At 55.1% G+C, this 13,441-nt stretch carries 12 protein-coding genes; 3 read left to right on the top strand and 9 right to left on the bottom strand.

Annotation, left to right across the window (positions count from 1 at the left end; translation table 11 throughout):
* The first annotated feature begins 29 nt into the window (after nt 1–29).
* Both EQV93_RS14045 and EQV93_RS14050 read left to right on the top strand, forming a co-directional pair.
* Nucleotides 30–1,229, top strand: coding sequence for a CaiB/BaiF CoA transferase family protein (locus EQV93_RS14045; RefSeq protein WP_122782472.1), 1,200 nt, complete (start codon nt 30–32; stop codon nt 1,227–1,229).
* A 33-nt stretch (nt 1,230–1,262) separates the two neighbouring features.
* Nucleotides 1,263–2,144, top strand: a complete 882-nt coding sequence (locus EQV93_RS14050; protein ID WP_240891773.1) for a TIGR02285 family protein — start codon at nt 1,263–1,265, stop codon at nt 2,142–2,144.
* A 164-nt stretch (nt 2,145–2,308) separates the two neighbouring features.
* Here EQV93_RS14050 and EQV93_RS14055 read toward each other — a convergent pair whose 3' ends face one another.
* The 6 genes from EQV93_RS14055 to xerD form a co-directional block, all read right to left on the bottom strand.
* Nucleotides 2,309–2,725: a response regulator gene (locus EQV93_RS14055; RefSeq protein WP_240891774.1), complete on the bottom strand. Its 417-nt coding sequence runs from the start codon at nt 2,723–2,725 to the stop codon at nt 2,309–2,311.
* Nucleotides 2,726–2,852: 127 nt separating this feature from the next.
* Nucleotides 2,853–4,946 carry a transporter substrate-binding domain-containing protein gene (locus tag EQV93_RS14060; RefSeq protein ID WP_122782474.1) on the bottom strand — a complete coding sequence of 698 codons (2,094 nt, stop codon included), beginning with the start codon at nt 4,944–4,946 and terminating at the stop codon, nt 2,853–2,855.
* 119 nt (nt 4,947–5,065) lie between these two features.
* Nucleotides 5,066–6,475: a threonine synthase gene (gene thrC, locus EQV93_RS14065; RefSeq protein ID WP_122782475.1), complete on the bottom strand. Its 1,410-nt coding sequence runs from the start codon at nt 6,473–6,475 to the stop codon at nt 5,066–5,068.
* A 106-nt stretch (nt 6,476–6,581) separates the two neighbouring features.
* Nucleotides 6,582–7,886, bottom strand: a complete 1,305-nt coding sequence (locus EQV93_RS14070; RefSeq protein ID WP_122782476.1) for a homoserine dehydrogenase — start codon at nt 7,884–7,886, stop codon at nt 6,582–6,584.
* A gap of 137 nt (nt 7,887–8,023) precedes the next feature.
* Nucleotides 8,024–8,755: a thioredoxin fold domain-containing protein gene (locus EQV93_RS14075; RefSeq protein ID WP_122782477.1), complete on the bottom strand. Its 732-nt coding sequence runs from the start codon at nt 8,753–8,755 to the stop codon at nt 8,024–8,026.
* A 127-nt stretch (nt 8,756–8,882) separates the two neighbouring features.
* Nucleotides 8,883–9,779: a site-specific tyrosine recombinase XerD gene (gene xerD, locus EQV93_RS14080; RefSeq protein WP_122782478.1), complete on the bottom strand. Its 897-nt coding sequence runs from the start codon at nt 9,777–9,779 to the stop codon at nt 8,883–8,885.
* Nucleotides 9,780–9,901: 122 nt separating this feature from the next.
* On the opposite strand from xerD, the gene EQV93_RS14085 reads away from it, so the two are divergent.
* Nucleotides 9,902–11,707, top strand: coding sequence for a cation:proton antiporter (locus EQV93_RS14085; RefSeq protein ID WP_146385339.1), 1,806 nt, complete (start codon nt 9,902–9,904; stop codon nt 11,705–11,707).
* A 67-nt stretch (nt 11,708–11,774) separates the two neighbouring features.
* Here the strand turns inward: EQV93_RS14085 and EQV93_RS14090 are convergent, their stop codons facing one another.
* From EQV93_RS14090 to trmD, 3 genes are all read right to left on the bottom strand, one after another.
* Nucleotides 11,775–12,194 carry an acyl-CoA thioesterase gene (locus EQV93_RS14090; protein ID WP_122782534.1) on the bottom strand — a complete coding sequence of 140 codons (420 nt, stop codon included), beginning with the start codon at nt 12,192–12,194 and terminating at the stop codon, nt 11,775–11,777.
* A gap of 97 nt (nt 12,195–12,291) precedes the next feature.
* The gene (rplS, locus tag EQV93_RS14095; protein WP_003175895.1) at nt 12,292–12,642 is read right to left on the bottom strand and encodes a 50S ribosomal protein L19; all 351 of its coding nucleotides are present in this window, start codon (nt 12,640–12,642) and stop codon (nt 12,292–12,294) included.
* A 45-nt stretch (nt 12,643–12,687) separates the two neighbouring features.
* Complete coding sequence (gene trmD / locus EQV93_RS14100) at nt 12,688–13,440, bottom strand: tRNA (guanosine(37)-N1)-methyltransferase TrmD (RefSeq protein ID WP_003440270.1); 753 nt, start codon at nt 13,438–13,440, stop codon at nt 12,688–12,690.
* Nucleotide 13,441: the final 1 nt, after the last annotated feature.

A 13,441-nucleotide genomic window follows, 5' to 3' on the forward strand; every position in this document is an offset into this window, starting at 1 on the left:
GTACTCGCCTCCACGGACAAGGATTCCAAATGCCAATCGCCACCCACCCGCTTTCAGGCGTCAAAGTCATTGAACTGGGCACTCTGATTGCAGGACCTTTTGCGTCGCGTATCTGCGCTGAATTCGGTGCTCAGGTGATCAAGGTTGAATCCCCGGATGGCGGCGATCCGTTGCGCAAATGGCGCAAATTATATGAGGGCACCTCCCTCTGGTGGTTTGTTCAGGCCCGCAACAAAAAGTCTCTGACCCTGAATCTCAAACACCCTGAAGGCTTGAGTATTCTCAAAGCCTTGCTGGCAGACGCCGATATCCTGATCGAAAACTTTCGCCCCGGCGTATTGGAGAAACTCGGTCTGGGCTGGGAAGTGCTGCATGCCCTAAACCCCAAATTGGTAATGGTGCGGCTTTCCGGTTTCGGCCAAACCGGCCCGATGAAAGATCAACCGGGATTTGGCGCCGTAGGCGAATCAATGGGCGGGTTGCGCTACATCACCGGTTTTGAAGACCGGCCTCCCGTGCGGACGGGCATCTCTATCGGTGATTCGATTGCGGCGCTGTGGGGAGTGATTGGCGCGCTGATGGCTCTGCGTCATCGTGAGGTCAATGGCGGAAAAGGCCAGGTTGTTGACGTAGCGCTGTATGAAGCCATTTTTGCCATGATGGAAAGCATGGTGCCTGAGTTCGATGTGTTCGGATTTATCCGGGAACGCACCGGCAACATCATGCCGGGCATCACGCCCTCCTCGATTCATACCAGCCAGGACGGCAAGCACGTCCAGATTGGCGCCAATGGCGACGCCATCTTCAAGCGCTTCATGCTCATCATCGGACGTGAGGATCTGGCCAATGACCCTCAGTTAAGCAGCAATGACGGCCGCGACGAGCGCCGTGACGAGTTATACGGGGTGATCGATCGCTGGGTAGCCAGCCAGTCGCTGGAGCGCGTACTTGAGCAATTGAGTGCAGCCCAAGTACCTGCCAGCCGCATCTTTTCGGCCGAGGACATGTTCAGTGACCCGCAATTTTTAGCCCGAGAAATGTTTTTACAGGCCAAGTTACCTGACGGCAAAGCGTTCAAAATGCCCGGCATCGTGCCAAAGCTGTCCGACACCCCAGGCTCTGCCGAGTGGGTCGGCCCCGAGTTGGGCGCCCACAACAACGAAGTCCTGAATAATTTGGGCTATGACGCCAGCGCCATAGCTCACCTGAAGCTAACAGGCGCTATTTAAGCAGCATGTTGATTGGCTTGAAGGAAACAGCAAATGGCTAAGACCAGGAATTTGCCTGGCCTGTGGGCAGGCCTGATCGTTGTGGCATTGCTTGCCTGCGCTGCCGAGAGTCGAGCCGCTGAGAAACTCATCTGGCTGCTGCGTGACCTTGCGCCCCTGACGGTGTTTGATGGCCCGAAAAAAGGCCAAGGCATGATTGATCAACTGATGCCTGCACTGATCGCCAGCATGCCAAGCTATGAACACGTTGTTTTGCGGGTGAACAAGGCACGTGCCATTCAGATGCTCAAAGATCAGCCGCTGGCCTGCGACCCCACATTGATATGGAGCTCGGCTCGCGCTCACTCAATCATTTACTCCACTCCCATAACCGGTTTGCACAGCAACGGCCTCGCCATCCGCCGCGAGAACCAGCCACTGCTGGAGCCTTTTGTCCACGACCAAGAGTTAGACCTGCTGGCCCTGCTCAATACCAAGACGGTAAAGCTCGGGGTGATTGCCCAGCGCAGTTATGGCGAGTGGATCGATGAACAAGTGTCACATGGCCCGCAGCAGCAACTGTTTAAGCATTACGGCAGCGACCCACTGGGTAGTTTGTTGCAAATGCAACGCGTTGGACGAGTGCAGGCCGTCCTGGGGTACTGGCCGGAAATCCAGTCCAAAGCCGACCAGGTAGGGCTGCCAAAGGACGCATTGATTTTTTATCCGGTAAAGGGAGCCCCCAAGTATCAACTGATCTATATCGGTTGTTCGGACACTGAACAAGGCCGCGAAGCCATTCATACGATTAACGCCGTATTGGCCAATCTGGGCGATAACGTCCTGAACACGTTAAAAGCGCAATGGGCCATTCCTGATCATACCGAGGAGTATCAGGAATCGGGCTCAGTCGTGCCCTCCGTCATTGAGCGCTGACAAAAAAAACGCAAAAAAAGCCCCGAGCAGTGGGGAGACAACTCGGGGCTTAACAGGGTCTGATGACCTGCTCAACAGGCTGCACGCATCGGAGCAATATGCATGATCCTGTTGATGAAAAATAAGACCTGCAGGCGCCATTAAAGGTTCCCTGTGATGCGTCATCAATTTTGACGCTCAGCCTCCTCCGCACTGCCTGACTGCTCGTACAAGGCCAACAAGCGCCCCAAGTGACTGACGGTCACCGGTTTGGCCAAACAGCCCAATACCCTGAGCCCTTCTTCGCGCGCAGCATGAACCGCACGCGCCATGACTTCAGGCGCTGCACAGCTAAGAATAATCAACGCGCGCGCCTCATGGTTGATGGCCATTTCGCGAATCAACTCCACGCCGCTGGCCCCGTCCAGATACAGATCGCAAATAGCCACATCAATGATCCCGCGCTTGGCAATTGAACAACGGGCAGACTCGATGTCTTCGGCAGCCAGCACATCAAAAATGTGAAAGGCATTCAACATTTGGTGCAGCACCATCAGTTGAAAAGGGTTGTCTTCCAGTATCAACACTTTAAGAGAACGCATCACGGGCCTTTGAAACATAACGCGTACTTGGCGCGGGAAAATGACTCTAGAGAGGTTGAGTGAAAACCAACATAGGATAATTCCTAAATGTCAGTAGGACGTGTCACCAATAAATCAAGAAGAGCCATCACTCCCACGCTTTGTGCCCAGAAATATCGAACCACCCCCCCATGGCACCTTCTAAATGGCCAGAACCCGAGTAGACAGGCACGATCCAGCGGTAAATCTCAACACTGTGTTTTTTGAATGTAACTCGACGCTTTTCATACAGCGGTTTTCGACTCTCCAGCACTTGCATCACTTCGGCATGAAATAGCTCGCCCACTTCGGCGGTGAACATGTCCACTTCGGTGACCCGTTGCCCGCTCATGAGTTCGGCCTGGGTGGCAAAGCATTCAGAGTAGGCACGATTACAGGCAATGATTTCGCCCTTCAGCCCCCTTATAAACATCGGATTGGGCACGGCATCAACATAACGTTGATGTGACGCCTGACGTTCTTGCAAATGATGAAAGGCTAAACGGATGATTCGCAGCTGCTTGATCAGATGCCAATACCAAAAAGCACAGATTACGCCTAACGCAGTCCCCGCAACCGATAGCCAAAATACCCACGGTGACGCCCCGTCACTGGGCTCGATAACCGGCGCACTGCCCACCCCGCCCAGCCACTTGACGCGCAAAGCGCGTACTTCGGCCATGGACAAAGCTTCAAGCCCCTTGTTGAGTATGTCGCGTAACTCCGGGTGCCGGGCCGAGACAGCAAAATTATCCGCGGACCACCGCCCCTCTACACTTCGGCCTACTTTCAAGCGCCCCGGGGGATAAAGATAAGCCTGGGTTTCATTCTGAATCGTGGCTACAGCATCGCCCCGCTCAACCAGATGGCGGGCCTGGGCATAATTTTCAACCAGCTTTAATTGTATTTGCGGATGCTCACTACGAATCATCGGCACTAAGGCATGACGCGCTGGCAGCACCAGTACCTGGCCTGCCAGTTGAGACAAGGCACCCAACCGGGAGTCATTGATGCGTACAACAAAGACCCAAGGCGCACCGCCAAACGAGTAGGTAAAGTTCAAGAAGGCTTTACGTTCCGCACTCTCGGTCAACGTCGTATTCATATGGGCCTGGCCGCTTTGCAGCAGCTCCAGGGTTTGTGCCGTGGAGAAACTCTCCCGGTGTACAAACTCCAGACCGGTCATGCGCGAGATGCGATAGAGGATGTCCTGGCTCAAACCCACCCACCGCTCATCTCCGGTTTTGAACGTATAAAGCGGGTATTGCTGAGACGCGACGGTGACTACAGGGTTTTTTCTGATCCAGTCTCGCTCTCTGGAAGACAGCTTGATCTGCTTATGACCTATGCCCCCGCCCAGCCCGGTGGTCCAGCGCGCGTGGATCACTTGCGTCAACCCGGTATCCAGGCTGCTCAAGACACGATCAATCAGCCTGCGTAATTGCTCTTCATCACGTCGGGTAGCAAAGGCAAAGCCCGATACGGGCAGATTGCTCTCCCCCACAATACGTAGCCCCGAGTTTGGCCTTAAGGTTTTGAAAGACCGTACAACCACCTCATTACCGATGAACGCATCAACTTCACCCTCTGCCAGGGCTTCTAGCGCACTGTTTAAATCAGGCATGAGGATAATCTGGCTTTTAGGGTAAAACGCATGGGCAACCAGACTGTCGACCTGGCCCTCCAGAAAGCCTATTTTTTTTCGGTCCCAATTATCCGTGCCATTAACTTCACTTCCTCGCCCAACCACCACTGACCGATCGGCCATATAGTCCGCTGAAAAAATCAGCCCTTCGACACCGCGCTCATAGCCACCGGCACTGGTTAACAGATCGATCTTGCCCGAGAGCAAGGCAGCTACAGCCTGCTCACGTTTACTGAATCCAGAAACACTCACTTTGATCCCGAGCGTATCTCGAATGAGGCCTAAATAGTCGGCACTGATGCCCTGATAGCGATTGCGACCGCCAGTAATGTCCAGCGGGGCATAGTCACCCACGAAGACACCCACGCGCAAAAGCCCACGCTGCTCCAGAAATTGCTGTTGCGCGTGATCAAAGGTCAAGGATTTGGGAGAAATAAAGCTTTGAGGAAGTTGCAAAGGCACTGCTTGCGCAGCATGGGCCACTGAACCAAGTGAGGCCAGCGTGACTAACAATACGCTTAGAAACCAATCCTTGAGCTCGCGACTAGATCGTGACATGACAGCCTCCTTGACCGACTACTCGCCAGCATTCAGAGGCGAAAACGGGGCAAGTTTGCCATGCACGTACAAAAAAGCCCGTCAGATGACGGGCTTCATATTACGTAGGAGAAGTGCCTTTAAAGCGCTTTTCCACGATTGCCATGCTGGCTGACAAAGGCTTGTACGGCTTTCAAGTCATTGTTCAAAACGGTGTAACGCTCTTCTCGATCAAACAGATCAGAAAGATGTGCAGGCAGCTCAAGCGCCTTTCCTACACCCGCTTTCTCGACCGCTTCCGGAAACTTGACCGGGTGAGCTGTTCCCAGAATAACCATCGGAATATCCAGGCTACGGCGGCACTCGCGGGCAGCTTTGACGCCGATCGCGGTATGGGGGTCCAGCACTTCGCCGGTTTCAGCAAATACCTGAGCAATGGTTTCGCAGGTTTGCTCGTCATCAACAGCCAGCGAGTCGAACAAACGACGGGCCTCAGTCCAACGGTCGTCTTCAACGCTGAAGTTGCCGGTTTTCTTGAAGGTGTCCATCAGGCCAGCGACTGCTGCGCCATTGCGGCCGTGAAGATCGAACAGCAAGCGCTCGAAGTTCGAGGACACCATGATGTCCATCGACGGCGACAGAGTGGCATGCAATGTCTCTTTGGCGTACTGATTGCCGCTCATGAAACGGTGCAGGATGTCGTTACGGTTGGTCGCCACGATCAACTGATTGATCGGCAAGCCCATGTTGCGCGCCAGGTAACCGGCAAAGATATCGCCAAAGTTACCCGTCGGCACAGAGAACGATACCGAACGGTGTGGCCCACCCAACTGCAGGGCTGCGTGGAAGTAGTAAACGATCTGGGCCATGATGCGAGCCCAGTTGATCGAGTTGACCGCCACCAGACGTGTGCCCTTGAGGAATCCCTGATCGGCAAAGCTGGCCTTGACCATTTCCTGGCAGTCATCGAAGTTGCCTTCAATGGCGATGTTATGGATGTTTTCGCCAAACAGCGTGGTCATTTGCCGACGCTGGACTTCCGACACCCGGTTATTGGGGTGCAGGATGAAAATATCGACGTTTTCGCAATGCTTGCAGCCTTCAATCGCTGCCGAGCCGGTATCGCCGGAAGTAGCACCGACAATCACAACGCGCTCGCCACGCTTCTCAAGCACGTAGTCGAGCAAACGGCCGAGCAGTTGCAGGGCAAAATCCTTGAATGCCAAGGTAGGCCCGTGAAACAGTTCCAGTACCCATTCGTTGCCATTCAACTGGCGCAAGGGAGCAACGGCTGCGTGGGAGAAAACACCGTAGGTTTCTTCGAGGATTTTTTTAAAATCTGCGTCAGGAATGCTGCCGGTCACAAACGGGCGCATGACCCGGAACGCCAGCTCGTGATACGGCAGGCCAGCCCAGGAAGCGATTTCTTCCTGAGTAAAGCGCGGCAGGTTTTCCGGCACATACAAACCGCCATCGGTGGCCAGACCGGCCAGCAATACATCTTCAAAATTCAGGGCCGGTGCCTGGCCACGGGTGCTGATATAGCGCATGGTTTCAAACCTTCGGTTTGAGCGGCAAGCGGTTCAGCGGCAAGCGGCAAGTAAAAGCAGTCTGGCTCTTGCTTGCCGCGATTAGCGGATCGCTTGCAGCTGTTAATTAATTAAGATGCTCAACGCGGATGCGAACCACAGAGCCGACAACGCCTTGCAACGCTTCGAGCGCCGTAATCGCGTCGTTCATGTGCTGCTCGATCACACGGTGGGTCAGCAAGATCATTGGCACCAGGCCGTCATGCTCTTCGACTTCTTTCTGCATGATCGATTCGATGTTGATACCGCGCTCGGACAGAATGCTGGCCACTTGAGCCAATACACCCGGATGGTCCTTGGCCTGGATGCGCAGGTAGTAAGCACTTTCGCAGGCTTCAATCGGAAGGATCGGGTGATCAGACAACGAATCTGGCTGGAAGGCCAAGTGCGGCACACGGTTTTCAGGATCGGACGTCATCGCCCGCACAACGTCCACCAGGTCGGCCACTACTGACGAAGCCGTTGGCTCCATGCCAGCGCCTGCACCGTAGAACAGAGTGGAGCCCGCTGCATCACCATTGACCATGACGGCGTTCATGACGCCATTGACGTTGGCAATCAGACGGTCTGCCGGGATCAGTGTCGGGTGTACGCGCAGTTCAATGCCATTGGCGGTGCTGCGTGCCACGCCCAGGTGTTTGATGCGATAGCCCAGCGCTTCTGCGTAATTCACATCAGCGGTAGTCAGTTTGGTAATGCCTTCTGTGTAGGCCTTGTCGAATTGCAGCGGGATACCAAACGCTATCGACGCCAGAATAGTCAGCTTGTGCGCCGCATCAATACCTTCCACGTCGAAGGTCGGGTCTGCTTCGGCGTAACCCAGGGCCTGCGCTTCAGCCAATACGTCTTCAAACGTGCGGCCCTTTTCGCGCATTTCGGTCAGGATAAAGTTACCCGTGCCATTGATGATGCCAGCCACCCAGTTGATGCGATTGGCCGACAGACCCTCACGAATCGCCTTGATCACCGGAATACCACCGGCCACCGCGGCTTCGAACGCAACGATCACGCCCTTTTCCTGAGCCTTGGCGAAAATCTCGTTGCCATGAACCGCGATCAGCGCTTTGTTGGCGGTGACGACGTGCTTACCGTTTTCGATGGCCTTGAGCACAAGCTCTCGAGCGATGGTGTAACCGCCGATCAACTCGATAACGATGTCGATTTCGGGGTTGGTTGCTACAGCGAAGACATCGTTTGTAATGGGGGTACCGGCAATGTCGCACTGAGGGTTTGGCGTACGCATGGCAATTTGCGCAACCTGGATACCACGCCCGGCACGGCGGGCAATCTCCTCGGCGTTACGCTTTAGTACGTTGAAGGTGCCGCCACCGACGGTCCCGAGCCCACAGATACCTACTTTGACCGGATTCACACTGAACTCCCCATAAAACGGCCGACTCAAGGTCGGCCGTGAAACACAACCGTGGATTGCCACGGTTCTCTATTTAATAACCGCACAACTGAGCTGCACGGCCTTGATCGCCAAGCGTTTAGCCTGGCGATGCGGGATTATTTAGCACCCAGGGCCAGCTTGCCAACCTGTGCAGCAGGCTGATAGCCCGGAATAACCTGGCCGTCAGCCAAAACAATGGCTGGCGTACCGTTCACACCAATCGATTGGCCCATGGCGAACTGCTTGGCGACCGGGTTGGCGCACTTGGGCGCTTCAACCTTTTTGCCTGCCGTCATTTTGTCCATCGCGCTTTTCTTGTCAGCCGAACACCAGACCGCTTGCAACTGCTGGTCACCCGCAGAACCCAAGCCCTGACGCGGGAACGCAACATAACGCACTTCAATGCCCATTTTGTTCAACTGAGGCACTTCTTCATGCAACTTGTGGCAATACGGGCACGTGGTGTCGGTGAAAACGGTGATATGCGACTTGGTTTCACCGATTGCAGGGTAAACGACGGTTTCGGCTACCGGAATACCATTGATCAATTTCGCCACGCCCACACGCTCGGCTTGCTCGGTCAGGTTGACCGGCTTGCCGTCTTTAAGCTGAAACATGTAGCCCTGCACGATGAACTGACCATCGGCGCTGGCATACAGCACACGGCTGCCGCTGAGCTTGACTTCATACAGGCCGGCCATCGGGCTGGCACTGATGCTCTCGACAGGAACATCCAGTTTCAGTGCTTCCAGGCTTTTACGGATAGCTTGTTCGGCGCCGGTGTCGGCAAATGAGAAGGTACTGACCAACGCAATGGCTGCGGCGGCTAAAATTCGGGTCACGCGCATGAGAACTCCTGAAGGCGGACAAAACGATCAAGCTTGAACGACTCCCTAAAACAGAGTCGCAACAGCTCGCGTTCTAAACCGGCAAAGCCTACCACAGATGGTTTGCCGGGCCGACCCTGAGACACGACTAACCCCTAGGGTGATGGCGAGCATGAAGGTCTTGCAGGCGAGCGCGCGCCACATGGGTGTAAATCTGCGTAGTCGACAAATCGCTATGGCCCAGCAGCATCTGCACCACGCGCAAGTCAGCACCGTGGTTGAGCAAATGGGTGGCAAAGGCATGCCGCAACGTATGCGGTGACAGTGATTTGTCGATGCCTGCCACTTTGGCCTGATGCTTGATCCGGTGCCAGAAGGTCTGGCGGGTCATTTGCTCACCGCGCAGGCTGGGAAACAGCACATCGCTGGGGCGCCCCCCCAGCAGTTCATGTCGCGCATCGCGCATATACCGCTCAACCTGAACAATGGCCTCTTCGCCCATAGGCACCAGGCGCTCTTTACTGCCTTTGCCCATTACTCGCAACACGCCCTGGCGCAAGTTGACCTGCTCCAGCGTCAGACTGATCAGTTCGGTCACTCGCAGGCCGCAGGCATACAGCACCTCCAGCATTGCCCGATCACGCTGGCCAATGGCTTCGCTCATGTCAGGCGCCGCCAGCAAGGCTTCCACATCGGCTTCCGACAGGGACTTAGGCAGTGGCCTGCCCAACTGCGGCATATCGACTTGCAAGGTCGGGTCTACACCAATCAGTTTTTCACGCAGTAAATATCGGTAAAAGCCACGAGCACCCGACAGGAATCGCGCGGTTGAACGGGGTTTGTACCCTTGATCAAGTCGCCATGCCAAGTGATCAAGGATCATGTCGCGCCCCGTGTTGATGAGTGCTACATCGCGTTCCTGCAACCAGCCGTTAAACAGCGCCAAATCACTTTGGTAAGCATCGCGGGTGTTATCGGACAGGCCTTTTTCAAGCCACAAGGCATCCAGAAAACGGTCGATAAGTGGATCATCTATAGCGGGCATTGGCTCTCTAAGCGCAGGTGTAAAAAACTGCGCACAAATAAAAGGTGAACGTTCAAAGTGACCGCTAGTCTTTCATAGCCCGCCCGCAATGGCCTAGACAAAATGCCCGTAAAGGATGCCCTATGAACGAACAACAGATCCTGCTGACGTTTGGCGGTATAGGTGTCGCCGCGCTGGGCTGCCAATGGCTGGCCTGGCGGCTGAAATTACCCGCCATTCTGTTTTTGCTGCTAACGGGAATACTGATCGGGCCGGTGCTGGGATGGCTTGATCCTCAAACGCTGTTTGGCCCATTGCTGATGCCGCTGGTCTCACTGGCTGTCGCACTGATTCTGTTTGAAGGCAGCCTCACGCTGCACCTGTCTGAATGGCGTGAGATTGGCAGCGTAGTGCATCGACTGGTGACGATCGGCGCCTTGTCCACATGGGCGGTCATTACCTTGGCCACGCACTGGCTGCTCGGGTTTGACTGGTTGCTGGCCCTGCTGTTCGGGACCTTGACACTGGTGACCGGCCCCACCGTGATTGTGCCAATGCTGCGCGTCGTGCGGCCCAAAGCCTCGATTGCCAACATCCTGCGCTGGGAAGGTATCGTCATCGACCCGATTGGCGCCTTGCTCGCCGTGGTGGTGTACAGCTTTATCATTGCCCGCGCCGCCGGTGATGGCTTGAGTCATAGCTTGCTGACCTTTGCCGGGGTCATCATTTGCGGCAGTGTGTTCGGCATCGCCGGGGGCTGGGCATTGGGTAACGTGTTGCGTCGTCAATGGCTGCCCGAATACCTGCATAGCCTGGCGACCCTGGCGGCGGTGCTGGGAATTTTCATTGCCTCCAACCAGATCATGCATGAGTCCGGCTTGCTGGCTGTCACGCTGATGGGCATGTGGATGGCCAACATGAAGGGCGTAGACGTACGGCATATCCTGCACTTCAAGGAAAACCTCAGCGTACTGCTGATCTCCGGGCTGTTTATCTTGCTCGCCGCCCGCCTCGACCTGCATGCCATGCTGGCGCTAGGGCCCGTTGTGCTGGTTCTGCTACTGATTATTCAATTTATTGCACGCCCCTTGAACGTATTGCTGTCGACAGCCGGTTCAAAGCTGAGCTGGCGTGAGCGGACGTTGCTGGCCTGGATCGCTCCACGGGGCATCGTCGCGGCAGCTGTATCTGCCATTTTTGCGATACGACTGGATGAAGCAGGTCACGAAGGCGCCTTGCTGCTGGTTCCATTAACCTTTGCCGTCATCATCGGCACGGTGGTGCTGCAAAGTGCCACCGCTCGCCCATTGGCACGACTGCTGAAAGTGGCAGAGCCGCCACCCAGCGGCTTTTTGATCGTGGGCGCAAACGGTCCGGCACGGGTGATTGCCAAAGCGTTGCAACAACTGGGTATCCGGGTGTTATTAACGGACTCCAATTGGGAGAACATCCGCGCCGCGCGCATGGAAAACCTGCCCACCTACTTTGGCAACCCGGCCTCTGAACATGCGGAGTCGCATCTGGACCTGGTGGGCTTAGGCCATTTGCTTGCACTGTCACCATCAGGTGAACTGAACACACTGGCAGTCACGCGCTTTCGTCACGAGTTCGGCGCGCAACGTCTTTACACCTTGACCAACAGTCAGGAAAGCCGCCGCTCTGACAAGCATCGCGCCAGCCATGAACATCGCGGCCAAGTGTTTGGTAAGCCTGCAATCACTTATAGCCAACTGATAAACGAGTTACATCAAGGGGCAGAAATTTACAGCACGCACCTGACTGACAGCTTCTCCTGGGACGATTACCAGGCACTGCACGGTCAACGTGCAACACTTCTGTTCGCGCGCGACAGTAGCGGCTGGGTGCACGTGATAACACCCGACAGTGAGGTGACGCCGGATACGGGCTGGACGGTATTGGCACTTGTAAAACCCGAAGCACCGAATTGACGGGTTTTACGAGGGCTTTGCCGCCGAACGCAGCCGCGCTCTATTCGTCAGCGGCAGAGGAAGTTATCTACGAAGCCTGCGCAAAACCGGGTAACACCGGTACCGGGCGCTTGTCTTCGTCGATGGCAACAAAGCTGAACAGACCCTGGATGGCCAGTTCGCGACCATCGCAACTCATGCTCTCAACGTACACCTCTACTTCGACCTTGAGGCTGGTATTGCCCACTTTCACCACACGCCCAACCAACTCCACAATGGAACCCGCGGCGATCGGATGATTGAAATCGATGCGATCGGTCGAAACGGTGACTAACGGCAGGCGGCAAAAGCGTGTGGCGGCGATAAACGATACTTCGTCCATCCAGGCCAATGCTGTGCCACCAAACAAGGTGTTGTGATGATTGGTGGTCGAAGGAAATACAGCTTTGGTGATGCGCGTAACGGACAGCTCTGTACGACGTTGAATCTCTTTTTCACGTGAATTCATGCTTTCTACAACCTTACAACTGAACAAAGGTCTGACAAATTTCAGGCAACAAAAAAGCAGCCCGAAGGCTGCTTTTTTCTGCATCGGGAAGCTGGACTTAAGCCAGTTTTTCCTTGATGCGAGCTGCTTTACCCGACAGGTCACGCAGGTAGTACAGCTTGGCTTTACGAACGTCACCGCGACGCTTAACAGCCATGCTGTCGATTTGCGGGCTGTAGGTCTGGAAAGTACGCTCTACGCCAACACCGTTGGAGATTTTACGAACAGTGAAAGCACTGTTCACGCCACGGTTACGCTTGGCAATCACTACACCTTCGAAAGCTTGCAGACGCGAACGATCGCCTTCCTTCACTTTCACCTGAACGACAATAGTGTCGCCCGGGGCAAAAGTAGGGATCTCTTTAGTCATCTGCTCTGCTTCGAGTGCAAGGATGATTTTGTTAGTCATGCTGTGCTCCTAAGGTAGGTCATCGGACCTACCATCGATACGTTGTTAACTATCGTCCCGCTCGCGGATGTATTCCTCGAGCAGCTTCTTCTCTTCTCCAGAAAGCGAGCGGCTTTCCAGAAGATCGGCGCGTCGTTCAAAGGTCCGCCCAAGGGACTGCTGTAAACGCCAACGCCGGATGTGTGCATGATTGCCACTTAGCAATACGTCGGGAACACGCTGATCCGCATACACCTCCGGTCGGGTGTAGTGCGGGCAATCCAGCAGACCATCCGTGAAGGAATCTTCCTCCGCGGAGTCCGCATGCCCTAAAGCTCCAGGCAGCAGTCGTGTAACCGCATCAATCAGAACCATCGCCGGCAGCTCGCCACCGGAAAGTACATAGTCACCAATCGACCACTCTTCATCGACATAAGCATCTATAAAACGCTCGTCAATGCCTTCATAGCGACCTGCAATAAGGATTAATGCTTCCTCATTCGCCAGTTCGCGTACCGCCGACTGATTCAGTTGACGGCCTTGGGGCGACAGGTAAATAACCTTCGCCGCCTCTCCGGCTGCTTCTCTGGCCTGAACCAGTGCATCTTCCAGAGGCTTGATCTTCATCACCATGCCCGGACCACCGCCAAATGGGCGATCGTCCACAGTGTGATGCCGATCCGTTGTGTAGTCTCGCGGGTTCCAACAAGTCAGCTGCAAGAGCCCTTGTTTCACCGCACGACTAGTGATGCCGTAGTCGCTGATGGCGGAAAACATTTCGGGAAACAAACTGATCACTTCTACGCGCAATTTAGCCACG

Source organism: Pseudomonas sp. TMW22091 (assembly GCF_022496705.1).
In the GTDB taxonomy this organism is placed as follows: Bacteria; Pseudomonadota; Gammaproteobacteria; order Pseudomonadales; family Pseudomonadaceae; genus Aquipseudomonas; species Aquipseudomonas saxonica.